Annotated in this window: 25 protein-coding genes; 14 read left to right on the plus strand and 11 right to left on the minus strand. The window is 64.7% G+C overall.

Going from position 1 to position 23,067, the window contains the following annotated elements:
• Positions 1 to 75 precede the first annotated feature (75 nt).
• Positions 76 to 1,326: an alkaline phosphatase family protein gene (locus LG367_RS13145; protein ID WP_226469716.1), complete on the minus strand. Its 1,251-nt coding sequence runs from the start codon at positions 1,324 to 1,326 to the stop codon at positions 76 to 78.
• Positions 1,327 to 1,487: 161 nt separating this feature from the next.
• Between LG367_RS13145 and LG367_RS13150 the strand changes: the two genes are divergently transcribed.
• Together LG367_RS13150 and LG367_RS13155 are read left to right on the plus strand one after the other, a co-directional pair.
• A complete protein-coding gene (locus tag LG367_RS13150; protein ID WP_226469717.1) occupies positions 1,488 to 2,036 on the plus strand; it encodes a YybH family protein in 549 nt (182 codons plus the stop codon).
• A 115-nt stretch (positions 2,037 to 2,151) separates the two neighbouring features.
• Entirely contained in the window at positions 2,152 to 2,490 is a 339-nt protein-coding gene (locus LG367_RS13155; protein WP_226469718.1) for a hypothetical protein, read from the plus strand.
• Positions 2,491 to 2,560: 70 nt separating this feature from the next.
• On the opposite strand, the gene LG367_RS13160 is transcribed toward LG367_RS13155, so the two are convergent.
• Positions 2,561 to 4,828: a S41 family peptidase gene (locus LG367_RS13160; protein WP_226469719.1), complete on the minus strand. Its 2,268-nt coding sequence runs from the start codon at positions 4,826 to 4,828 to the stop codon at positions 2,561 to 2,563.
• Between the two features lie 179 nt (positions 4,829 to 5,007).
• Here LG367_RS13160 and hutU point away from each other — a divergent pair, with 179 nt between their 5' ends.
• Positions 5,008 to 6,675 carry a urocanate hydratase gene (gene hutU, locus LG367_RS13165; protein WP_226469720.1) on the plus strand — a complete coding sequence of 556 codons (1,668 nt, stop codon included), beginning with the start codon at positions 5,008 to 5,010 and terminating at the stop codon, positions 6,673 to 6,675.
• A gap of 71 nt (positions 6,676 to 6,746) precedes the next feature.
• On the opposite strand, the gene LG367_RS13170 is transcribed toward hutU, so the two are convergent.
• Together LG367_RS13170 and LG367_RS13175 are read right to left on the minus strand one after the other, a co-directional pair.
• Positions 6,747 to 7,367, minus strand: coding sequence for a YdeI/OmpD-associated family protein (locus LG367_RS13170; protein WP_226469721.1), 621 nt, complete (start codon positions 7,365 to 7,367; stop codon positions 6,747 to 6,749).
• Between the two features lie 184 nt (positions 7,368 to 7,551).
• Entirely contained in the window at positions 7,552 to 7,812 is a 261-nt protein-coding gene (locus LG367_RS13175) for a hypothetical protein (RefSeq protein WP_226469722.1), read from the minus strand.
• A 6-nt stretch (positions 7,813 to 7,818) separates the two neighbouring features.
• On the opposite strand from LG367_RS13175, the gene LG367_RS13180 reads away from it, so the two are divergent.
• The 4 genes from LG367_RS13180 (at position 7,819) to LG367_RS13195 (ending at position 12,198) form a co-directional block, all read left to right on the plus strand.
• On the plus strand, positions 7,819 to 8,547 hold the full coding sequence (locus tag LG367_RS13180; protein WP_226469723.1) for a hypothetical protein: 729 nt from the start codon (positions 7,819 to 7,821) through the stop codon (positions 8,545 to 8,547).
• Positions 8,548 to 8,765: 218 nt separating this feature from the next.
• Entirely contained in the window at positions 8,766 to 10,172 is a 1,407-nt protein-coding gene (locus LG367_RS13185; protein ID WP_226469724.1) for an FAD/NAD(P)-binding protein, read from the plus strand.
• Between the two features lie 202 nt (positions 10,173 to 10,374).
• Positions 10,375 to 10,818, plus strand: a complete 444-nt coding sequence (locus tag LG367_RS13190; RefSeq protein WP_226469725.1) for a nuclear transport factor 2 family protein — start codon at positions 10,375 to 10,377, stop codon at positions 10,816 to 10,818.
• Between the two features lie 156 nt (positions 10,819 to 10,974).
• Positions 10,975 to 12,198, plus strand: a complete 1,224-nt coding sequence (locus tag LG367_RS13195; RefSeq protein ID WP_226469726.1) for a COG3904 family protein — start codon at positions 10,975 to 10,977, stop codon at positions 12,196 to 12,198.
• Here the strand turns inward: LG367_RS13195 and LG367_RS13200 are convergent.
• On the minus strand, positions 12,188 to 12,403 hold the full coding sequence (locus LG367_RS13200) for an RNA-binding S4 domain-containing protein (protein WP_226469727.1): 216 nt from the start codon (positions 12,401 to 12,403) through the stop codon (positions 12,188 to 12,190). The genes LG367_RS13195 and LG367_RS13200 overlap by 11 nt on opposite strands.
• 171 nt (positions 12,404 to 12,574) lie before the next feature.
• Between LG367_RS13200 and LG367_RS13205 the strand changes: the two genes are divergently transcribed.
• Positions 12,575 to 13,099 carry a DUF4019 domain-containing protein gene (locus LG367_RS13205; RefSeq protein WP_226469728.1) on the plus strand — a complete coding sequence of 175 codons (525 nt, stop codon included), beginning with the start codon at positions 12,575 to 12,577 and terminating at the stop codon, positions 13,097 to 13,099.
• A gap of 78 nt (positions 13,100 to 13,177) precedes the next feature.
• Here the strand turns inward: LG367_RS13205 and LG367_RS13210 are convergent, their stop codons facing one another.
• Both LG367_RS13210 and LG367_RS13215 read right to left on the minus strand, forming a co-directional pair.
• Positions 13,178 to 13,846 carry a serine/threonine protein kinase gene (locus tag LG367_RS13210; RefSeq protein ID WP_226469729.1) on the minus strand — a complete coding sequence of 223 codons (669 nt, stop codon included), beginning with the start codon at positions 13,844 to 13,846 and terminating at the stop codon, positions 13,178 to 13,180.
• Positions 13,847 to 13,888: 42 nt separating this feature from the next.
• On the minus strand, positions 13,889 to 14,383 hold the full coding sequence (locus tag LG367_RS13215; protein ID WP_226469730.1) for an RNA polymerase sigma factor: 495 nt from the start codon (positions 14,381 to 14,383) through the stop codon (positions 13,889 to 13,891).
• Between the two features lie 354 nt (positions 14,384 to 14,737).
• Between LG367_RS13215 and LG367_RS13220 the strand changes: the two genes are divergently transcribed.
• From LG367_RS13220 to LG367_RS13230, 3 genes are read left to right on the plus strand one after another with little or no spacing between them, the layout of a single operon-like run.
• Complete coding sequence (locus LG367_RS13220) at positions 14,738 to 15,073, plus strand: DUF3649 domain-containing protein (protein ID WP_226469731.1); 336 nt, start codon at positions 14,738 to 14,740, stop codon at positions 15,071 to 15,073.
• Positions 15,074 to 15,113: 40 nt separating this feature from the next.
• Entirely contained in the window at positions 15,114 to 16,649 is a 1,536-nt protein-coding gene (locus LG367_RS13225) for a PepSY-associated TM helix domain-containing protein (protein WP_226469732.1), read from the plus strand.
• Positions 16,646 to 16,975, plus strand: coding sequence for a DUF3325 domain-containing protein (locus LG367_RS13230; RefSeq protein WP_226469733.1), 330 nt, complete (start codon positions 16,646 to 16,648; stop codon positions 16,973 to 16,975). The genes LG367_RS13225 and LG367_RS13230 overlap by 4 nt, the downstream gene beginning before the upstream one ends.
• Here the strand turns inward: LG367_RS13230 and LG367_RS13235 are convergent.
• The gene (locus LG367_RS13235) at positions 16,931 to 17,947 is read right to left on the minus strand and encodes a helix-turn-helix transcriptional regulator (protein ID WP_226469734.1); all 1,017 of its coding nucleotides are present in this window, start codon (positions 17,945 to 17,947) and stop codon (positions 16,931 to 16,933) included. The genes LG367_RS13230 and LG367_RS13235 overlap by 45 nt on opposite strands.
• A 139-nt stretch (positions 17,948 to 18,086) precedes the next feature.
• Between LG367_RS13235 and LG367_RS13240 the strand changes: the two genes are divergently transcribed.
• Both LG367_RS13240 and LG367_RS13245 read left to right on the plus strand, forming a co-directional pair.
• Positions 18,087 to 18,680 carry a hypothetical protein gene (locus tag LG367_RS13240; RefSeq protein ID WP_226469735.1) on the plus strand — a complete coding sequence of 198 codons (594 nt, stop codon included), beginning with the start codon at positions 18,087 to 18,089 and terminating at the stop codon, positions 18,678 to 18,680.
• 44 nt (positions 18,681 to 18,724) lie between these two features.
• Entirely contained in the window at positions 18,725 to 19,363 is a 639-nt protein-coding gene (locus LG367_RS13245) for a LysE family translocator (RefSeq protein ID WP_226469736.1), read from the plus strand.
• Between the two features lies 1 nt (position 19,364).
• Here LG367_RS13245 and LG367_RS13250 read toward each other — a convergent pair whose 3' ends face one another.
• Positions 19,365 to 20,306, minus strand: coding sequence for a DMT family transporter (locus LG367_RS13250; protein WP_226469737.1), 942 nt, complete (start codon positions 20,304 to 20,306; stop codon positions 19,365 to 19,367).
• Positions 20,307 to 20,365: 59 nt separating this feature from the next.
• Between LG367_RS13250 and LG367_RS13255 the strand changes: the two genes are divergently transcribed.
• Entirely contained in the window at positions 20,366 to 21,676 is a 1,311-nt protein-coding gene (locus tag LG367_RS13255) for an MFS transporter (RefSeq protein ID WP_226469738.1), read from the plus strand.
• Between the two features lie 21 nt (positions 21,677 to 21,697).
• Here LG367_RS13255 and LG367_RS13260 read toward each other — a convergent pair whose 3' ends face one another.
• Together LG367_RS13260 and LG367_RS13265 are read right to left on the minus strand one after the other, a co-directional pair.
• The gene (locus tag LG367_RS13260; RefSeq protein ID WP_226469739.1) at positions 21,698 to 22,522 is read right to left on the minus strand and encodes a DUF72 domain-containing protein; all 825 of its coding nucleotides are present in this window, start codon (positions 22,520 to 22,522) and stop codon (positions 21,698 to 21,700) included.
• Positions 22,523 to 22,628: 106 nt separating this feature from the next.
• Positions 22,629 to 23,054, minus strand: coding sequence for a VOC family protein (locus LG367_RS13265; RefSeq protein ID WP_226469740.1), 426 nt, complete (start codon positions 23,052 to 23,054; stop codon positions 22,629 to 22,631).
• Positions 23,055 to 23,067: the final 13 nt, after the last annotated feature.

Genomic DNA, 23,067 nt, shown 5'->3' on the forward strand with positions numbered 1-23,067 from the left:
ATGGATGGTCGGGCCGGGCAGTCCGAAGCCGATCATGCCGCGCCATGGACGGCAATCGAAACGTATTAAATGTGCTCAGTGCTCACGCAACGCCGGCAACGATGGCGCGATGTCGCCATCATTGCGCACCGGTGTGATGCCCACCAGCTTCGCCAGCAACGGATACACGTCGACGTTGTCGAACGGCGCGATCAGCGCGCCGCGCTTGAACGCCGGCCCGCGCGCCAGGAACAACGCATGCATCGACGGCAGCGCCGGATCGTAGCCGTGCGATCCGCGCGCATGCGTCACTTCCTTGGCGCGCTTGGCGACGGCTTCGCGCGGGCCGGCATCCCAGCCTTCGTGCATCTGGCAGATGATCGGTGGAATGCGCGGATGCGTGCCGAAATGCCAGCCGGGAGGAAGTTCGCCCTTGCGCCAGCAATCGTAGTGGTCATGAGGGCCGAGCAGTTTGCGTTCGACTGCATGCTCGAAACCCGGATTCGGTGCGATGCCGATCACCTGGCCGATCGAGACGACGGCCGCTTCCTGCATCGTCACCATGTCTTCCACCGCGATCGCGTGCCCCGGCGCGACGGTCGCCATGCCGTGATCGGAGACGACAATCAGATTGGTGCGATCGAGCCGTCCGCGTGCGGTCAGGCCGTCGAGCAGGCGTCCGATCGCGGCATCGGTTTCGCGGATGGCGGCGATGGTTTCCGGCGCATCCGGGCCGTTTTCATGCGCGACCGTGTCCACCTTGTCGAAATACAGCGTGATCACGCGCGGACGCTGCGCTTCGGGCAAGTCGAACCAGCCCAGTACCGTATCGACGCGCGCGGCAGCGGGCATTTCCTTCTCGAACGGTTTCCATTGCGATGGCCGGATGCCGGCGATCGCTGCCTCGCTGCCGGGCCAGAACATGGTCGCGCTGCGAATACCCGCTTTCTCGGCGCTTACCCAGATCGGCTCGCCGCCCCACCAGCGGCCATCGCCGACGGCCTTGCGATCCGACTGCTTGAAGCCGCCGAGTTCCGCATCGCGCATCGTGTTGTGGATGATGCCGTGGTGGTCGGGGCGCAGGCCGGTGACGATGCTGTAGTGATTGGGGAACGTCAGCGACGGATAGGACGGATTCATCCACCGCGCACGCACGCCTTCGCTGGCGATGCGCGCGAGGTTGGGCGTGATGCCGCGCTCGAGATAGTCGGCGCGGAACGCATCGATGGAAATGAGCAGGACGGTGTCGGCTGCGGGAGTGGCGGCGGTGCGGGGCGTGGTGGTGCACGCCGAGAGCGATGCCGCGACCAGGAGAAGGGTCGCGAACAGGCGGGAAAGGAAGTTCATCGCGACATGATAAACGCTGCCGGATGTCGGTCCGGAGACAGGTGCCATTGTCACGATTCGGGGTCGGCATGACTTCCGTCGCATGCCCGCGACCGGCATGCGGCGGACAGTCGACGATATCGATCATGCGGAGACCGGCTATGCGAACCGAAGCGAGATGGTTGCCGACCCTGGCAGGCGTAATGCTGATCGGCTTGGCCTGGGTGCTGAAGGCGTCCGCAGCCGAGCCTGGGCCGCCGCCGGCCGCCCCGGCGATGTCGGCCGCCGAATGCGAGGTCTGGATGCGTGAGCGCAGCTTCGCGCAATCGGTGGCCGACCATGATGCGGGTGCGTTCGCCGAGCATCTGCATCCTGGCGCGGTGTTCATCGGCGGCCCGCAACCGTTACGTGGCGCGAAGGCGGTGGCCGAAGGTTGGGCGCCATTGGTGAAAGGAGAGAAGGTGCGGCTGCGCTGGCATCCCGAGCAGGTCGTCATCGGCGGCGCTCCGGACATCGCCCTGTCGATGGGGCCGTACTGGCTGGAAGACCCGCGCCCGGGCGCCGACCCGCGCTACCGCAGCGGCCGCTTCATCTCCACCTGGAAACGCGATGCGGACGGAACCTGGCACGTGCTGTTCGACGGCGGTGGCGGGGGCGAGGCCAAGCCCGCCACCGAGGTCGAGATCGCCGCGCTCAAGGCGGCATTGCCAGCGACTTGCCCGCGTGCGTGACTGAGCGCACGTCCTCCATTTCCGCTCAGCCGCCGTTGTGCGGGCCGGGCGTAGCGTCGAGACATCCGGCGGCGCTGTCGCCGTGCCTTTCCTCCACATCGATGCGAGGTGCGAAATGAAACGACCAGCTTTTCCGCAATTGCTTCTGCTGCTTCTGATTGGCGGCTTCGCGGGCATGTCCGCCGCCCAGACGCCGGCTCCGGCGACGACGGCCGACGACGGCGCGACTGCCATTGGCACGAGCGCCACCGACAACGTCAACAGCCGCAACTGCCTGCAGGACACCGGCTCGCGCATCACCGCCAGCGCCAATGCGAAGGCGCGCAAGGCGGGCAAGAAAGAGCGCGAATGCGCCAACTCGCCGGGACGTTCGTACTCGAAGGACGATATCGACCGGACCGGTCAGACCGATATCGCCTCGGCGCTGCGTCAGCTCGATCCATCGATCCGCTGAGCTTCGCGATTCCCGCACCTCCAACGCCCGGCTTCGTGCCGGGCGTTTTCTTTGAAGTGCTCCCGGACGCTTAGTCCAATAGTTTCAAAGCGGCTTCGAGCACTTCGTCGCGTCCGGCGCGGATGCCGGCGAGCGTCGGTTCCACGGCAACATCCGGCATGGTGCCGATCGCGTGATAACGCGTGGTCCCATCGTGATGCGTCACCTTCATCCCAGTGAAGATGATGTGGAAACCGGACGGCGCATTGATCGCGGTGATGTTGCCGTCCACGCCGCGCGTGGTGGAACCCATGATCGTTCCCAGATGCTGATCCTGCGCATAGCCGGTGATCAGTTCGGCCTGGCTGATGGTGCCGCCGTTGGCGAGGAACACGGCGCGTCCGCCGAAATGCGGGGCCTGTGGTTCCAGATTCCAGCCTGTTTCCTCGTCATATCCAGCCAATTCTCCGAAGGGGCCGATGTACTGAGGAACGTGTACCCACTTTCCTTGTTCTTTCGCCTTCAGCAGGTGCGCGAGCAGTCTCCTGGTCACCTGAAAGTCCTTGGGATAACCGCGAATGTCGAAGATCAGCCCTCGTGCCTTCGAGAGCTTGTCCAGATGTGCGTTGAATATGGGAAGGTCGACACGGGCCACATCGAGGTACCAGAGCCCCGGTTTGAGTTCGGCGATGGCGGCCGGCCGCGGCAGCGGCGGTGCTTGCGATGCATCGAAGCGCAGCGTCGCCTCGGCGATGCCGCCGTCGGCGCGTTGCAGAGAAAACGTGCGTGATTCTCCCAGTGGGCCGGACAGGAGCCCATCGATGGCCTTCCATGGACGCGAGGATGGCTGGCCGGCCGCGAGTGATTCGAGCTGCGGTCTCGCTTGCGCGATGTCGACGCCATCGATCGCCGTGACCACATCGCCAACACGCACGCGGTCGGGCACGGCTGAGGCCACCACGACCCATTGCCCGCCGATCGGTTCAATCTCGATCGGAAGTAGACCGCGCTTGCCGGCGGTGAGGTCGGTCACCGTGCCGTGCGCGTCCTGTGTGGGCACGACGAGCGTTTGCAGGGTGCGCCTGTGCAATGCGCGCGTGTCGGCGCCTTCGGCGTCGGACAGCGAACGCGGGAGCTGCGCGCCCCAGTCGGCATCGATCACGTCCCAGTAGGGATAGAAGTGCGCGAACACGCTCCAGGCCACGACGATGTCGGCTTGCCTGACATCGACGGAAGCGATGTTCTTTTTGGGATCGGGAAGTGCCGCCAGACGCGCCTTCAGCGCACTCAACGCCGCAGCGCGCTCGGCCGCGGGCTTCGCGCGCGCGTCGGACAACGTCAATGCCACTCGCGCCTTCAATCCCGCACCGAGCTTGAATTCGGCGGTTTTTCCGGCCATCGCCGGCGCGTCGAACAGTTGTCCGTTCGACAGGTCGCCTTTGAGGCGCATCCGCAAGGCACCCGTATCGCGTTCCGATGCATCCCAGGAGAGGTCGATATTCCGCGTCACACCGCCGGTCAACCACCAGGCCTTGGAAGAGGCGTCCGTGGCCAGGCGCAGTGTGGGAATGTCGATCGGCGTCCAATGGCCGGCACCGTCGTCCACTTCCAGAGTCAACCGCCTCAGGGCCGCTTCGGGAGTCTTGGTGTCGCCTAACTGCATCGTGAAACCGACGAACACCGCTCTGGCATCGGCATCCACGCGGCCGATGATTTCATGCGATTGCCAATCCGTTCCGGGCTTGGCGCGCGCGGAGCTGTTGTCGAAAAAACCCGCCTGATCGCGTTCACGATCGACGCGCAGCCAAAGTCCCAGCGCGTCCGCCTTGAAGGGCGACAACGGTTTGATCTCACCCCGCAGGCGCAAGGTCTTTCCACGCAGGGCATGTCCATCGAGATGGGTGGCCAGGGCCGTGAAATCCGAGCCCGCCTTGAGGCGCGCCGTGCGCTCGCTGCCGTAGATACGACCGATGTCGGACGGGAACCCGGAATACCGCCAGGCCACCAGTGGCGGCACGTTGTCGACGGGCGGGGCAGGGAAGGCATCGCTCTCGCGTGCGATGTCGATACCCGGGCCGAGCGGATCGAACAAGGCACGCAGGCGGGCCTGCAGATCGGTCTCGTCGCGGGCGGCACGGGCTTCCGCGACGCCGAGCACCGCCAACCGGTTCCAGTCGACATCCTGGGCCGAATCGCCAGGGTAGAAGTAGCGGACCACGCCGTAGAGTCTGGCGAAGGCGGCCACGCGCGCGTCGCGCTCGGTGTCGGTCGATGGCGTGGGATCGGCCGCGCTTTGCGTCGAGAAGAATGCGAACAACAGAAGCAGAGTGCAGGCGAAACGTCTTCCGATGAGGCTCATGCGGCTCTCCGATGCCTGGTGTCGAGTGTTCCCGGTGGCGCCTGATCCAGGGCGTTCCGGGGAACTGTGACAAACCTTGCATGCGTTCAGTTCCCGCGCGGCCAACATTGGCTGTGGTTTGGCGGCGACGCGGACAGACACTCATAATTGCGGTTCACGACTTCGCGGACCCTGATTCCATGAGCACTCGCATCGATCCATCCCGCCAGATCCGCGCCCCGCGCGGCGCGACGCTGACCTGCAAGAGCTGGCTCACCGAAGCGCCGTTCCGCATGATCCAGAACAACCTCGATGCTGAGGTGGCCGAGAATCCGGCCGAACTGGTGGTCTACGGCGGGATTGGCCGCGCCGCGCGCGACTGGGAGTGCTTCGACGCCATCCTGCAATCGTTGAAAACACTCGAGGAGGACGAAACCCTACTCGTGCAGTCCGGCAAGCCGGTCGGCATCTTCCCTACGCATCCGGACGCGCCGCGCGTGCTGATCGCAAACTCGAACCTGGTGCCGGCATGGTCCACCTGGGAACACTTCAACGAGTTGGATAAGAAAGGGCTGATGATGTACGGCCAGATGACGGCCGGTTCCTGGATCTACATCGGCTCGCAAGGCATCGTGCAGGGCACCTACGAAACCTTCGTCGAGATGGGGCGCCAGCATTACGGCGGCGATCTGACCGGCAAGTGGATTCTCACCGCCGGCCTCGGCGGCATGGGTGGCGCGCAGCCGCTGGCGGCATCGCTGGCCGGTGCCAGCAGTCTCAACATCGAATGCCAGCAGTCGCGCATTGATTTCCGTCTCAAGACCCGCTACGTCGACGAGCAGGCCGATGATCTCGACGACGCGCTCGCGCGCATCGAGAAATACACGAAGGCCGGCGTGGCGAAATCCATCGCATTGCTCGGCAATGCCGCGGAAATCCTGCCGCAGCTGGTGGAGCGTGGCGTGCGGCCGGATGCGGTCACCGATCAGACCAGCGCGCATGATCCCGTGCATGGCTATCTGCCGGTCGGCTGGACTGTCGAACAATGGCTCATCGAGCAGAAGCAGCATCCGGAAAAGGTGCGCGATGCCGCCAAGAAATCGATGCGCGTGCATGTCGAGGCCATGCTCGCCTTCCAGAAGCAGGGCGTGCCGACATTCGATTACGGCAACAACATCCGCCAAATGGCGAAGGACGAAGGCTGCGCCAACGCGTTCGACTTCCCGGGCTTCGTGCCGGCGTACGTGCGTCCGCTGTTCTGTCGCGGCGTCGGCCCGTTCCGCTGGGTGGCGCTGTCCGGCGATCCCGAGGACATCTACAAGACCGATGCCAAGGTCAAGGAACTGATTCCCGACGACAAGCATCTGCACAACTGGTTGGACATGGCGAGGGAGCGCATCAGTTTCCAGGGATTGCCGGCGCGCATCTGCTGGGTGGGATTGGGGCAGCGCCACAAGCTCGGCCTCGCGTTCAACGAAATGGTGCGCAATGGTGAACTGAAGGCGCCGGTCGTGATCGGCCGCGATCATCTCGACTCCGGCAGCGTCGCATCGCCGAACCGCGAAACCGAAGCGATGAAGGACGGCAGCGATGCAGTCTCCGACTGGCCGTTGTTGAACGCGATGCTCAACGTCGCCGGCGGTGCCACCTGGGTCTCATTGCATCACGGCGGCGGCGTGGGAATGGGGTATTCCCAGCACGCCGGTGTGGTCATCGTCTGCGACGGCAGCGAGGCCGCCGACAAGCGCATCGCGCGGGTGCTGTGGAACGATCCCGGTACCGGTGTGATGCGGCATGCCGATGCCGGATACGAGATCGCGCAACAGTGCGCGAAAGAGCAAGGGCTGAAATTGCCGATGGAGCGCTGATCGGAGCGCTGACCGTGGAGGCGAACCGCGGGTTCGCCTTCATCGTTCGATCGATGGACTGAGTGGTCGCTTCAGCTTTTTTCGTATTTCCAGTTGCGGCCTTTTCCTTCGGCGATCCATTCGACGGATTGCGCGACGCGTCGTTCGCGGGTCTCCTCACGCTTGGCCTCGACGATCCATTCGATGTAGTCGCGCTGCTTGCTCGGCGGGAACTTGCCGAAGTGCGCCTTGGCCGAGGGGTTCTTCGACAGCGCCTTGGTCAAATGGTCGGGAACTTGCAGCGGCGGCTTCGGCTTATGTTTTTTGGGGCCGGGGCGCTTCGCGCCGGCATCGATGGCCTTGGCGGCCTGCTTGAGCTGAGCGATCAGGGTGCGTTTGGATGGCAAGTCGGAGATCGCAGTGATTCGACCGTAGTGGCCCATGGCCTCGCCGGTTTTGTCCACCGCCTGTTTTTCCGCGCCATCGCCAGTAGCACCCAGCATAGGCACGGCGAAGGCGGCATGCTGCTTGAACGCGGACATGCCGGCCAAGATTCGGCCACCGTGGGTGAAATGCGGAAAGCCCCATTTGATGGTCTCTTCGACGTCCGGGCAGGCCTCGTGCACGATGGCGCGCAAGTGTTCGAGGATGGGGCGGGCGAAGGGCGCGGACCTGGCGATGTAGGCGGTGATCCGGTCATCGCGAGTGGGCATGGACAGGTCTCCGGCGGATACGATGTCGAGGTGGATTCTACGAGGACCGGATCAGCCTGGCGCAGGCTGTGAGACGGATGGAGCGATAGAATCTGGCTTCCTTGTCGCCCCTGCGCAAGCCGGAGAGCGAACTGGACATACCGAAATAGGACGGCACTACAGCCGCGATGGCGTGCATGCATGATCACAAGGAGGGGGGATGATCGTTCCACAGTACTGGGCTGAAGCCAGGTCGCAGCATCGCAAGGGGAAACAGCGGGTCACGGTTCGCCGGTTCGGCTGGTCCGACGAAAGTCAGGAAGCCGCGCAGGCGCATGCCGATGCGCGAGTACGCGAAGCCATGGAGCAGGTACTGGCCGGCAAGGAAACGCGGCGTCTCGATCACAAGATTCCTTACAACGGTGCCGAAGGCTTGCCCATCCGCGAGGAGATCGTCGATCGGCACGGGGATGTGGTCATCACCCGCAACAGCTACGGTGCCCTGTGTCTCAACACGCCGGATGTCCTGTTCGCCGACATCGATTTCGAGGATCCGGGGCCCAGTGCGCGCCTGTATGGCTGGTCCATTCTGTCGATGGTCATGGTCGCGATCGCGATTGGAATCTGGAGGGGATCGATCCTGATCCCGGTGATCTTGATCATTCCGGCCGTGCTGATCGGCCAGGGCATCGCGATCCGTGTGCAACGCAGCTTGTGGGCCAGGGGAGGCGGGCCGGAACTGCGCGCGCAACAGCGGCTGGATGCATTTCTGCAATCAAACCCGGATTGGCGCATATCCAAATACAGCACCCCGGGAGGTTTGCGGCTCCTGGCCCTGCACCGCACATTCACACCGAACGAACCCGCGGTGCAGGCCTGCTTCGATGCGCTGGGCGCGGACAGCATCTATGCGCTGATGTGCAAGCAGCAATCGTGTTTCAGGGCACGGTTGACTCCGAAGCCCTGGCGCATTGGCATTCATTTCCACATGCGGCCTCGCCCCGGCGTCTGGCCGGTGAAGCCGGAACACCTGGAAGGACGCCGCCGATGGATTCGTGAATACGAGCATGCTTCCCTTGCCTATGCCGCATGTCGTTATGTCGGCGAAGCGGGAGAGGGCGCGATCGATGAAAAAGCGGACGAAGTCCGCAAGCTGCACGATCGTTTGTGCAAGGCGCGGGAGGGTCTCGCGATCGCTTGATGCTGCGCAACAGCAACGCTGTTCCGGCATCTGAAGATAACCGTTCGTCATGTCTTGTTCGCTGCATGACGCATGCGTTCCGAATCCGAAAGTTACATCGCGTTACAAATGCATCTTTTCGAATTCTTGACACGCGCGGTTTCCCCGCTAACCTGCTTTTTACATGCCGCGCGAATCGCCCTGCTACAAGTTGCGCCACTTCAAGCGGGGAGTCTGTCATGCGCATCAGCATCATCGGAGCCGGCTTCAGCGGAACCGCTCTCGCGACGGAACTGGCGACGCCGAACGACTCCGATCTCGACGTCTGCCTGGTCGGCGTGCGCAATACGTTCGGGCGCGGCGTGGCTTATGGCGAATCACGGCCGGAACATCTTCTCAACGTGCGGGCGCGGCAGTTGGGCGCGAGCGTGGACAACCCCGGCGAATTCGCCGACTGGCTCAACCTCACCGAGCGCGGACGTGACAGCTTCCTGCCGCGATTGGCGTATGGCGAATACCTGCAGGATCGTCTGCAGTCGGCGCAGGCGCTGTCGTCGAATCTGACCTGCCTGGAATACGAGGCGATCATGATCGAGCGGCAGCCAGGTGGCTTTCGCATTCATCTCGCCGACGGCAGTGATTTCTTCAGCGATCGCGTCGTGCTCGCGCTGGGCGCGCTGCCGCCGCAGCGGTTGGCCGGAGTCGGGCCGCGGCTGGCCGCACATGCGCGCTACATCGGTTGGCCGTGGCAGGACGGCGCGATCGACCGCATCCCGTCCGATGCGCGTCTGTTGATCGTGGGCACCGGTCTGACGATGGCGGACGTGGTGGCGACGCTGCGCCGCCGCGAACATCGCGGTGCGATCACGGCGCTTTCGCGACATGGCCGTCTGCCGCAACACCATCTGCCCGACCCGAGCCCCGTGATCGAGTTGCCTCCACACCTGCGTCGCGCATTGGCGACGCGCGACGTCGGGCAGTTGTTGCGCGCGATCCGCTCGCTGGCGCCGGTGGTGCACGACTGGCGCAGTGTGATCGATGCCCTGCGACCGCACACCCAGGCGTTCTGGACGAGCCTGTCGCCGGTGCAGCGTGGGCGTTTCGTGCGGCATGTGCGCTCGTACTGGGAAATCTTCCGTCATCGCCTCGCCCCGCAAGTCGCCGCGGAGCTGGACGAACTACAGGTGAGCGGCCAGTTGCGGATCAGGGCAGGGCGCTTGTTGCGCGCGGGACTTTCCACAGACGGAAGCGGTGTCGACACGTTGATCCGCGATCGCGGGCAGACACGCATGAACAGCGAGCACTACGATTATCTGATCCGTGCGACCGGGCTGGACACGGACATCTCCCGTACCACGCATCCCTTGATGATGCACCTGCGCGAATCGGGGCTGGTGCGCGCCGATGCGTTCGGACTGGGCGTGGAGACGTCGGCACGGTACGAAGTGATGGACGCTTCCGGTCGCACCGTGTCCGGGCTGTATTGCCTGGGGCCGTTGCTGCGCAGCCGGCTTTGGGAGATCACGGCCGTTCCCGAACTGCGCGCCTCGGCGCGGGAACTGGCCACGCACTTGCTCGAAAGCGAACAGGCGAGCGCGCGCCCACGACGCGCGGCGGCGGCCGGCCAGCGCGTGGTGAAGGCATAGCGATAGCGCCTCACCTCCCGAGGGTGGCCGCCGCAGCTGCCCTTCCGGGCAACGGATTCCCGCTCGCGGCGTTCCCGCCGGATATAGGCCGGGCTATAGGCCGGTTGGCCCATGCGCCCACGGAAAACTCCCTCTAAGATGCGCAGCGCTGGGTACACGGCCGGGGCCGTGCCGCGATGTCTTCCTCAAGACCGGAGTGATCATGAAGCCGTTGATGCTGATGTTCGCCGCTGTACTCGCCACGACCGCTGCTGTCGCGCAGGCACGCGATGCGGAACAGGACAAATCCGAAATCCTGCGCGTGGAAGCCGCACTGTGCCGTGCTTTCGAGCAGGGCGACGCGAAGGCCTTGCGCGAATCGCTGGACGAGACGTTCACGCTGACCGATTCGCGCGGCGTGGTCACGGACCTGTCGCAGAACCTCGCCGAGGTCGAGAAGCGCGATCCGCTCTACACGGAATTCCGCAATCACGACCAGAACATCCGTCTGTACGGCGATGCCGCCATCGTCACCGGCATCACCACGGTGAAGGGACGTTCCGGCGAGACCCAGTTCTCCGGCGATTTCCAGTTCACCGACACCTGGGTCTATCGCGGCGGACATTGGAAGATGGTGGCCAGCCATGCGAGCCGTTTGCAGAAATAATGTCGTCGTCGGCCCGTGCGTGCCGATTAGACGGGCGCTGAGGCTCCGAAACTAGCGGATTCACCGACGGTTGGCATTGTCGAATCCGCTTCGCCATACACTTGAGTCTCTCTCCCATCGCGGCCGCTGCATCGCGGTCCTGTCCCGGTAGCTCGCTTGCGTACCTCGAAGCTCCTTTTCCCATTGGTGGTCGGCCTGGTTCTCATCGGCTGTCGGCAGCAGGCGCCTGCGCCCTTGCCGCTGCAGAAGCCGCTGACGGTGCCCGCCAACAGCGGCGAGGACAGCGGCGCGTTGAGTAGCGACGCCAAGCCGGCCAAGGCGGCGCGCGTGGACGTGCTCAAGGGCACCGATTGGCCGCCGATCCGGATGACCTCGGGAGAGGCTTCCATCAGCTGTGAGGCCGACGATCCTCTGCCGGAAATCAAGATCGATCCGCCCGACGTCGTGCAGCAACAGGGGACGCCGGCGCCGACTCCGAAGCCGGACGCCAAAACCGCGACCGCCGGCGATGAAAAGAAGGACGAGGGCGGCACCGCGGGCGAGAAAGAAGACACCGAGGAGCAAATCGCACCGCCGAAAGGGCTGCTCACCGATCTCGATTTCAAGAGCATTTCCGACGCCATGGCGTCGTGCCGCGAAACAGGCCAGGTACGCGCGCGTTACAAGGGCAAGATCGGCAGCGATTTCACCGCGCTCGTGCAACGCGTGGCGGCGATGGCCGATCGCCTGCATATCGGGCGTCGCATCCTCGACATCGATTCCACCGGCGGTCGCGTCGAGGACGCGATGCCGGCGGGCGATGCCATCGCCGAATCGCAATGGACGATCCGCGTTCGCGAGAACGCGATCTGTCACAGCGCCTGTGTCCTGGTGCTGGCCGCTGGCGACGATCGGCAGATCGCCGGACGTATCGGCATCCATCGCATGATCCGCGTCGGCTCGAAGGCGAACACGCGCGCCGAGCTGAGTCAGGAATTGCGCGAGGTCTATGGCGAAATAAAGGACTATCTCGAACGCAACGGTGCTTCCGCCGCTGTGGCCGATCTGATGATGACGGTGCCCAATCGCAGTCTGCGCCTGCTCACCGACACCGAGTTGAAGGAGTACGGGCTTTCCGGCGCCAACGCGGTGCAGGACGATCTCGACCGCATCCGCCTCGCGCGTCGCTGCGGCGATGATTTCGTCAAGCGCAGGGACGCCTATCAACGCGCCTACGACACCGAATGCACGGCGGCGGACAAATCTTCTCCGCACGATCTCGAATCGTGCGCGCAGCCGCTGCGTGAACGCTACGGATTCCCGGATGAGAAATGTCTGGCGGAAAGTCCGATGGCCGTGATCCCGCTGCAGCCAGCAAGCGCCACGAGCATCAATCCCTGACGCGAATCTCCGTGTCGCCGGTCTGCACGGTCTGGCCGGCGCGGATCTTGCAGGTCTTGCGTAGTTCGACCGCACCGTCCACCCGCACCAGCCCCTCGGCGACCATGGCCTTGCCGGCACCGCCGCTGTCGCAAAGGCCGGCGAGTTTCAGCAGCTGGTTGAGCTCGACGTAGTCCCGGTCAAGCTGGAAATCGATGTGGTGCATGGAAAGGAAGAAAGGCGAATGGATTCCACAGTGTCGCAGTGCGCCGCGCCGGATGCACGAAAAGACATCGGTAGCGGTTATTTCTGCAATATGTGACCAATTTCACGTGGGCGTGGTCGGCGGCCTTGTCGTAGACTCGCTGACCTCCGCACCCTTTCGCAAGGAATGTTCATGAAGCTTAGCCGCCTTCTCCTGCCCCTGGCTCTGCTTGGCTGTATCGGAAGCGTTTCCGCGCAGCAGGCCCAGCCCTCGCGTCCGGCGCCGGCACAGGGCCAGCAGGCCGCCGCGGCGAAGCCCGCGCAGCCCGCATTGACTCCAGAGCAGCAGGCGCAGCTCGCCAAGCAGAACGCACAGATGACCCAGGCCGCGCAGCAGGTCATCCAGATGGTCGATGGCAATCGTATCGGCGAGATTTGGGATTCCGCCTCGGCGACGATGAAGCGCGCGGTGACGCGCGACGAGTTCGTCAAGCAGGTCACCATCGATCGCAACAAGCTCGGCAAGCCCGCCGGACGTGGACAGGCCGTGGTGACGCGCTCGCAGTTCCGGGCGGGCGATCGCGTGCCGGAAGGGCTGTATCTGAACATCGCGGTGCCGACCAAGTTCGCCAATGCGCAGCAGCCGGTGCGCGAGCTCGTGTCCTTCCGTCTCGATGAGGACAAGACCTGGCGCGTATCGGGTTACAGCCTGCGCTGATCGGTAGCGGCTTGAGCATCGAAAAAGGGCGGACTGGTTCCGCCCTTTTTCATGGCCGTGAGGATGGCGCGGCTCGAATCACTCCTGTTCGAAGCGCGCGATTTCGTCGATCAGGCTTTGCGTCTTGCGGATGCTGCCGCCGACGGCGCTGTCGTCGAGGCGCTTGCCGAGCTGGCCGTGGCTAGGATGGTGCGCCCAGCGATGGAACCACCAGGTCGCGAGCAGTCCGGGGACGCCGATGCCCAGGCCGATCCAGATCACGGAAGGCGCGCGGGCATACAGATCGCCGCCGCCGAGCCCGGCCAGCACCATCAGCACCGGCACCCACAGCACCCACCAGGACAGGCCGGTGATCATGCCGTTGCGCATGTAGAACTTGCGCAGCGCGGTCAGCTGTTTCTGGATCTCCAGCACCGGCGCTGCGTAGTCGATGGCGGAGATCTTGGCGAGGGTGCCGCCAGCGAGCGCGATCGTGACCACGCCGTAGAGATGGACGATCACGCCCGCGATCACCACAGATGCCGTCTCCGGCTGCCGCGACCAGAGCGCGGCCGCCATCAGCACGAACAGCAGGCCGAACAGGATCTGCGCGATCTGTCCCCAGAACAGCGGGCGCAGGCGCGAGCGTGCCTTGTCCAGCCGGCTGTCGCGGAACAGCTGCAGGTTGATGGCGTTGTGCTGTTGCAGGCGGCGGTCCAGGGACTGCCAGGTGGCTTTCAGTTCGTCGAGTTCCATGAGGGTTTCCATTGCGGTTCGTGCGAATCCTTGTCGGAATGTGTTGGAGCGGAATCAGATTTCGTTGCGGATGCGTTGCTTGAGGCGGCTGATCTTGGTGGTGACGTTGCTCTCGCCGATGCCGAGGATTTCGGAGATTTCGCGGGTGCTGTGGTCTTCCAGGTACAGCAGCATCAGCGCGCGCTCCAGCCGCGGCAGTTGCCTGATGAAGCGGTGCAGGGCGCGGACGCGCTGGCCGGCCTCGAGATCGACGCCGTGTTCGTCGGCGACATCGTGCAGGGCGTCGTCGAACGCGACGGAGTGCCTGTCGCGGTGGGCGCTGCCGCGCACGTGCGAGATCGCCACATTGAGCGCGATCCGGTACATCCACGTGGAGAAGGCATGTGATGCGTCATAGCGGGGATAGGCGCGCCACAGCTGCGTCGCGATCTCCTGCGCGAGATCGGCACGATCCTCCGGGCCGAAGGCGTAGGTGCTGGCCACTTTGAGCACGATCCCGCGATGCGCCTCGAGCAGGGCGCCGAACCGCTCCTTGGCATCTGTCGTCATGACGGCTGTCTGTTCCATGCGGGCTGGCGTGGTCCTGGTGATTGTGCGGGCTTGAGCGCGTTGGTTTAAGCGCGCTGGCTTGAACTTGCTGGTTTAAGCAGGTGATTCGCGGGGAGGGGCGATTTGTCACAGCGATGTGCCACGCCGACGGGGTGTGGGCGCTGTTTGCGCATGAGAATCAATCTCGTTAAAATCGCAGCCAGCCCGCGGTCTACGCCAGCCGATTCGTCCCCTGACGCGCCGATTCCCTCGACCCGGAACATTGATGTCGACTTCCCCGCACGCAGCCTCCCGGATTCCGCGGGTGCCGCCGGCTCCGCCGGCTGAGGGACTTCCACGAGCGCGGCTGCGTCGGTGAGCACGGCCGGGACGCACAAGCAGGTCGTCGCGGAACGCAAGCAGCGTCGCGGCGTGCATCCCTGGACCGTGGTCGCGCGTGTGTTGGCCGCGCTGGTCGGCGGATATTGGGTAGCTTGGAGCAGTACCGCGTTCCTGACGCTGGTCTTGCCGATGTCGCGGCCGAATCGCGTAATCACGGCCAGTCTGTGGTGCTTCGCGATCTGGGCGGCGGCGGCGATGTATGCCTTCGCCGCGCGCAGCAATTGGCGCGCGTGGTGGGTGTTGCTGTCGATCGGTGGCGTTCTGTATGCGATCGCGCTCGTTTTCGGCGCGCAGGCGATGCGGCCATGATCCCGATGGACAAGCGACCCGGACGCGAGAAGGAGAAGCCGTGAAGAACAGCTTCTCGCAAAGCATGGCGTGGCTGCACACCTGGGCCGGGTTGGTCGTCGGCTGGATGCTGTTCGTGATCTTCGTCGGCGGCACCATCGCCTGCTTCGATACCGAACTGGATCGCTGGATGCGTCCGGGCATGGCCGCAGAAGCGCCTGCGCGACCGGCTGTCGACAAGCTCGTCGCCGAGTTGGAAAAAACAGATCCGGAAGCGCACGCCTGGTATCTGTATCTGCCGAGGGCGCGCTTCCCGGCGATGAAGGCCGGCGCCTATCACGATGACGGCCGCTTCGAAATCCACGCCTACGATGCGGCGACCGGCGCGAAGCTGCGCGACACCGCCGGCGGCGAGTTCTTCTTCACGCTGCACTACAACCTGCACGCCGGCACGATCGGCATGTACCTGGTCGGGCTGGCCGGCATGATGATGCTGGTGGCGATCCTGACCGGGATCGTCATCCACAAGCGCATCTTCAAGGATTTCTTCCTGTTCCGTTTCCGCGGCGGCGGACAGCGCGCCTGGCTCGACGGTCACAACATCACCGGCGTGCTCGGCCTGCCGTTCCACTTGATGATCGCCTACACGGGCGTCGCGATCTTCGTGGCCTCTTACATGACGGCTGGCTTGCAGGCCGGCTATCGTGGCGATGCCGAGAAGTTCTACAAGGAGGCGGCGCCGTATACGCATCGCGAGGAAATGCACAGGCCTCCGCCTTTGCGCGCGCCCTTGCAACCGATGATCGACGATGCGCGCAAGCGGCTGGGCGCCGATCCCTGGATCATCGCCATCGAGCACCCGAACGATGCGTCCACCGTGGTGAACGTTGCGCTCGATCACAGCCGTCACGTGGCGTGGAACTATCGCTCCGTTTATTACGACGGCATCACCGGTGCGTACATGGCCGGAGGCCAGCAACCGAGCGGGGGCTATCACACCTATACCTTCCTCGGCGGCCTGCACATGGTGCAGTTCGGCGGGATGTTGTTCCGCTGGCTGTATTTCCTGCTCGGATTGTCCGGATGCGTGATGCTGGCGTGCGGCATGCAGGTCTGGGTGGAGAAGCGCGCCAGGCGCGTGCGCGAGGCAGGTGTCGTGTCCGGCTATGGGCTGGTGCGCGCGCTCAATATCGGCGCGGTGGCGGGCATGCCGCTGGCGGTCGTGTCGATGCTGTGGGCGAATCGTTTGCTGCCGGATGGGATCGCGGAGCGGGCGACGCAGGAAATCCGCATCTTCTGCGCGGCGTGGATCGTCTCCGCGTTGTGGGCATGCCTGCGCCTGAGGCGCGGCAATCCGTGGCGCGAGCTGTTCTTCGTGACGGCGCTGCTCTGTCTTGGTCTTCCGCTGTTGTCGATGGCGGTAGCGCCGGAGGGATCGTTGCTGCACACCGTTCCGGCAGGCGCCTGGGCGGTGGCTTCCGTGGATTGGGTACTGCTGGCCTTCGGCGCGGCTTTTGCGTGGCTGGCGCGACGCGCCAGTCGAGTCGAAGACAAGCAGCCGGACATACTTCGAAGCCGCGCGGAGGCATCGGCATGAATCCGTATTGGCTTTGCGCCGGCCTGTCCATCGCCGGTTGGGCAGGGATCAGTCTTGCGCAGCCGCGGCATCATCTGGCGACGTTCGGTCGCGAGGCGGGCCGCTTGCGTGGCCGCGCCTTCGGCGCGCTGGGCGTACTGCTGCAAATGGCATCGTTCGTGCTGCTGGTGCGCCGCGGTGGCTGGGAATTCGGTCCGGTGTTGTGGACGGTGCTGCTGTGTCTCGGTGCGCTGGCGTGGGTGCTCGCGCATGCGCTCGATGCGCGTCGCGCGCCGTGGGTGCTATTGCTGGCGCCGGCTTGCGCGTTGGCGACGGGCTGGCTCTGATCGCGATTGCGGCGACGTTTCGGGGTTGGCGAGACGTTGCAGGCGTGCGCCCTGATCATGCAGCGCATCACGTAGCGCCGCCGGTGCTCGGATCTCGAAATCGAATGGCAGGCGTGAGAGTTCGCGCGCGAACCAGCCCAGATCATCGACTTGTGCGAACAGGACGACGCCATCGCCGTCGGGCTCGAAGATGCCGATCGTCTCGAACAGCGCTTCTTTCACCGTCGCCAGATCGGCGGCCAGGCGCACCTCGATGGCATAGGCACGCGGCAGCGAGGCGAGGGAGAAGGCCAGATAGCCGAGCGCGTCGAATCCTTCCGGACGCCTGAAGCTTCTCGGCAGTAATCCAACCGCTTCGATACGGTCGAGACGGAATGAACGCACGTCCTCGCGCAGATGGCAGTGACCGACCACATACCAGCGCCCGCCGCGCCAAGCCAGGCCGTAGGGATCGAAATCGCGCTCGGTGGCGCCGCGCTGCGTCGTGCGGTAGTGCAGGTGCACGCGCTGACGTGACTGCGCTGCGGAACTCAGGGTCATCAGTGCCATGCTGCTGCCCGGCACGGCCGTGCCGGGCGACAGGTCCAGCGAGACGGTCTCGTCGATGGCGCGCACGCGCCGCTTGAGCGTGGTCGGCATGACGCGCTCCAGCTTCGCTTGCGCGCTGGCGACAGCGGGCGCGGCGTCGGTGAGTCCGAGGCCGCGCGCGGCCAGCAGTCCGACCGAGAGGGCCAGCGCCTCGTCGTCGGTGAACATCATCGGTGGCAGCTTGAATCCAGCGACCAGGGCATAGCCGCCGTAGCGCCCGCGTTCGGCCACGATCGGGATGCCGATCTCTTCCAGCATGGCGATGTAACGGCGCAAGGTGCGGCCGTCGACGTCGATGCGGCGCGCAAGCTCCGAGCCCGACATGCGGCCATGGGCCTGCAGCAGTTCGAGCACGGCGAGGACGCGGAGAGTGGGGCGCTCCATGACGGTAGCGTAGCAACAAATTAGGTCTTAAATCGGCCTAATTAGATTCTAGCCTGTTTCCATCACGGCGCCGGGGCGCTTGCCGCTGACGGCGCCTATCGCCGTCCCTTCGATGGGTTCACGCACAGGAGTCGCTCTCATGCGTCATTCGTTCCGTCTTGTTCACGCTGTCGTTTCCGCCATGTTGCCGCTTGCCGTCGCCGGGATCGCCGAGGCCGCGCCGCAAGCAAAAGCATCGGTGCCACAAGTCGTCGCGCCGGATCAGTCGGCTTCCGTTCGCGACTTCGATTTCCTGCGCGGGCATTGGTATGTGCGCAACAAGCGTCTGCCGAAGCAGTTGCAAGGATCGAACGAGTGGGTGACCTCCACCGGTACCCTGATCGGCGTGCCGTTGCTGGATGGCATGGGCAATTACGACGAATTGCGTTCCGATGAGACCGGCGCGCTGGGAGTTTCGGTCCGGTTCTACAACAAGCAGGCTGGATCATGGAGCGATTACTGGATCGCCAATCGCGACGGCGTGATGCAACCGCCGGTGCATGGCCGCTTCGTCGACGGCGTGGGCAGGTTCGAGGGCGAGGACACGCTGCAAGGCAAGCCCATCCTCGTGCGTCAGCTGTGGACAGGAATCACGACCGCCACGCCACGTTGGGAGCAGGCGTTCTCCGGCGACGGTGGCAAGACCTGGGAAACGAACTGGGTGATGGATTTCGCACGCACGCCCTTCCGTTGAGTCGCGGAAGCATCCCGACATATTCGTAAGCGAGGGAGCAGGGAATGGAACACACCGCGCATTTGTGGCTGTTCTTCGTCATGGTCTTCGGCGTGGTGTTGCTGCCGGGATTGGACATGGCCTACGTGATGGCGAGCGCACTGGTGGGCGGTCGCCGCACCGGCCTAGTGGCGACCGCGGGCGTGATCGCTGGCGGCGTCTGTCACGTGGCGATGGGCGCGCTCGGCATCATGGCGGTATTGCGGCTGGTGCCGGCGGCGTTCAACGGCGTGCTGTTGGCAGGTGCCTTGTACATCGCCTGGATCGGCTGGTCGCTGCTGCGCAGTCGCGTCACGCTCGGCGAGTTGCCGTTGCAATCACGGCAGCATTCAAAATTGTCGACGTTCCGGCAGGGCATGCTGACCTGTCTGCTCAATCCGAAGGCCTATCTCTTCATGCTCGCGGTGTTTCCGCAGTTCATCAAACCGGAATACGGAGCGCTGTGGATTCAGGCGGTGGTGATGGGGTTGATCATCGCCGTCACGCAGGCGGGCGTGTACGGGGGCATGGCGCTGGCGGGTGATCGCGTGAGGAACTGGCTGGCCTCGCGCCCGGGCGCGGATGCGCTGCTCGCGCGACTGGTGGGCGGCCTGCTGGTCGCGACCGCCGTCTTCACCGCCTACGAAGGCTGGCGCGGGATTTGAATCATTCGACGATGCCCTTGGCCTCGGCGGTCGCGAGCGTTTCGGGATGTTCGATCCTGCGCCGCCGCGTCAGTAGCGGATGCACCAGCACCGCGCCGAGGATGATGACCACGCCGATGTAGAACTGCGGGCTGAGCTCGCGCTGTTCGCCCAGCAACACGATCGCCAGCAGGATCGCGTAGACCGGCTCCAGGTTGACCGCCAGCTGTGCCGCGAATGCGCTCATGTGGCGCAGCGCCACCAGCGACAGCGCGAACGGAAACAGCGTGCAGGCCATTGCCAGTACCAGCAACAGGCTGAAATCGTGCAGGTCCGGCAGTGCGAAGACATCGCCGGCGAACGCGGGGAACACGAACGGCATCAGTGGCACGCACAAGGTGAGCAGCAGGGTGCCGGCGCCGAGTTCCAGCGCGGTGACGGTGAGCGCGTCGCCGTGTTCCACGAAGCGCTTGTTGAGCGAGCCGAACAGCGCCACAAGTAACGCCGACAGAGCGCCCACCGCGATGCCGAGATGCATGCCGGCGGGAACGCCGCCCACCACCAGCGCCACGCCGGGCAGGACCGCGATCCCGAGCAGCACGTCGCCCCAGGAGAACGGCCGCCGCGCCAGCCATGGTTCGAGCAGGGCGGTCATCGGTGTGCCGAGGGCGATGCAGGTGGCGCCGACCGAGGCGTTCGACAGTTTGATCGAGCCGTAGAAGGTCAGCCAATGCAGGGCGACCAATGCGCCGATGCCGGCGTAGGCGGCGATCAGGCGCGGCGGGAGCGCGCGCAGTCCGCGCCAGACTCGTGGCAGCAACGCCAGCGCGGCCGTCACCAACAGCATGCGCCACCACACCAATGGCAGAGCCGGCAGGGTGATCAGCTTGCCCAGGATGGCGGTGAACCCCCACAACACGACGCAGAGATGGATCTGCCACTGGGCTTTGGCTACCGGCGTCATGTCGAAGCGCTAGTCGAGGGGCGTGCATTATCGCGTACCAGCGGGTGACAATAGTCGTCATGGCAACTGAATCCGGCGCGGCGCCGCTCGCCGCCACGCATCGGCCGTTCGACCGCGGTGACGCCAAGACGCTGGCGCTGTCCGCGCTCGGCGGGGCGCTCGAGTTCTACGACTTCGTCGTCTTCGTCTTCTTCGCCAAGACGCTCGGCGTTCTGTTCTTCCCGCCGGATACCGAGGCGTGGCTGGCGCAGCTGCAGACTTACGGCATCTTCGCGGCCGGTTATCTGGCGCGGCCGCTCGGCGGCATCGTGATGGCGCATTTCGGCGATCTGGTGGGGCGCAAGCGCATGTTCACGCTGAGCGTGTTCCTGATGTCGGTGCCGACGCTGCTGATCGCGCTGCTGCCGACCTATGCGCAAGTGGGAGTGCTGGCGCCGATCCTGCTGCTATTGCTGCGAGTCGTGCAGGGCATCGCGGTGGGCGGCGAGGTGCCAGGGGCGTGGGTATTCGTCGCAGAACACGTGCCGCGCAACCGGATCGGTTTCGCCTGCGCCAGCCTCACCGCGGGTCTCACCGTCGGCATCCTGATCGGTTCGCTGCTGGCGGCGTGGATCAACACGCATTACAGCGAGCAGGAAGTGGAAGGCTGGGTGTGGCGCGTTCCGTTCCTGCTCGGCGGTGCTTTCGGCTTCATCGCCGTGTATCTGCGGCGCTGGCTGAGCGAGACGCCGGTGTTTGCCGAGATGCGCGAGCGGCGGCAGCTCGCCGAAGGCTATCCGGTGCGGGAAGTACTGGCGCGTCATCGTGGCGGTGTGGTGATCTCGATGCTGGTGTCGTGGATGCTGACCGCGGCGATCGTGGTGGTGATCCTGATGACGCCCACCCTGGTGCAGCGTTCGTTCGCCTTGCCCGCGGCGCTGGCGTTCCATGGCAACAGCGTCGCCACGGCCGCGTTGGCGATTGGCTGTCTCGTATTCGGCTGGGCGGCGGATCGTTTCGGCGTGGCCCGCGCGCTGCTGGTGGGCGCGGTTGGACTTTCGGCGAGCACTTATGCCTTGTATGCGCAACTTGCTTCCGGATCGCAGGCGCATTTCATCGAGCTGTATGCGCTGGCGGGCTTCTTCGCCGGTACGGTCGGCGCGGTACCGACGGTGATGGTGGCGGCGTTTCCGCCTTCCGTACGTTTTTCGGGCTTGTCGTTCTCCTACAACGTCGCCTACGCCATCTTCGGCGGCATCACACCGCCATTGGTCGGATGGCTGTCGCAGGTGCTGGGCGGCGTGGCGCCAGCGCACTACGTCGCATTGACTTGCGTGATCGGCGCCATTGTGGCGCTCGTGCTGTTGCGGCGGCCATTGCCGGAAACTTGAATCGAGCGGTGCGTGGGAAGCTCAGAGCAGGGTATGGAGCGCCATCGCCGCCACCGGATTGCGTTCCTTGGCGGCGCTGATGAAATAGATGAAGACATCGCGCGATGTCGTCGAGGTCGACAGTTTGGGTTCGATGCGAGGTAGATCGTCGGGTTCGCCTCCGGCGGCCCAGACGTGCGCCCGCTTTGCCCATTGCGCGAGCGCGGGAGCTTCGTATCCGGTGACGACATCGGAACGTGAGCGCATCAGCCGCGCATAGACGAAGTCGGCGGTGACATCCGCGAAGGAAGGATATTCCGTGGAATCGGTGAACACCGTCGCCATGCCATGAGCGCGGGCCAGAGCGAGATAGGAAGCATTGATGAAGTCGCCGTCGCGGACGTCGAGGACGTGTCGCAGGCTGCGCCCATCCGCTTGCTTGGGTAGCAATTCCAGGAAAGCGGCGAAATCATCGGCGTCGATCTTGCGGCCCACGTCGAATTGCCAGACCAACGGGCCGAGCCGATCGCCCAGTTCGACGATCCCGCCGATGAAATCCTCCACCTGCACACGCGTGCTCGCGAGCTTACGCGACTCGGCGATACGTCTCGGCGCCTTGGCCGAGAACATGAAGCCCGCCGGCGTTTCGTCGCGCCATTTCGCATACGTCGCCGGTTTCTGCGTACCGTAGTAAGTGCCGTTGATCTCGATGGCGGTCAGTTGCCGGCTGGCGTATTCCAGCTCGCGTCGTTGCACCAGTCCCTGCGGGTAGAAGGCGCCGCCGCGCCAGGGTGCGTAGGTCCAGCCGCCGATGCCGGTGCGGATGCCTTGGACAGGGCGCGGAGTCGAATCGAACAGTTCAGTCATTTCAATAATTCTGGACGAGTGCATAGATGCCCTGGACGACTTTCGCCATGCGCCCGTAATCGAGCTTGTCTCAGGTGTCGCCGGATAACGCCGGCTGCCGGTGATCTCAGGCCTTCCAGGGATCGTAGTTTCCGAACCACCAAAGATGGCCTTCCGGATCGCGACACGCATAGCCGCGATCACCGTGATCCCGGTCGGCGATGTCCATGACGATCTCCGCACCTGCGGCCTTGGCGCGGGCGTAATGCATGTCGATGTCCTTGACCACGACACAGGCGCTTTGCGTCTCGCGCATGCCGATCTCGTCCGGTTGCACGATCTGCCGGCCCCATTCGCTGGCGTTGTCGGCGGAACCGAGCATGATCATGCCGTTGCCGAACGTGAGCTGGGCATGCATCACGGTATCGCCATCGGCGTGGACGGCGTGCTTCTCGAAGCCGAAGGCATCGCAAAGCCAGTCGATCATTTTCAGGGCATCGCGGTAGCGCATCGCCGGGATGATGGTGGCGACGGTGTCGGCAGCCTGGGACATGGGGACCTCCGTG

Source organism: Luteimonas panaciterrae (assembly GCF_020511115.1).
Taxonomy (GTDB): Bacteria; Pseudomonadota; Gammaproteobacteria; order Xanthomonadales; family Xanthomonadaceae; genus Luteimonas; species Luteimonas panaciterrae.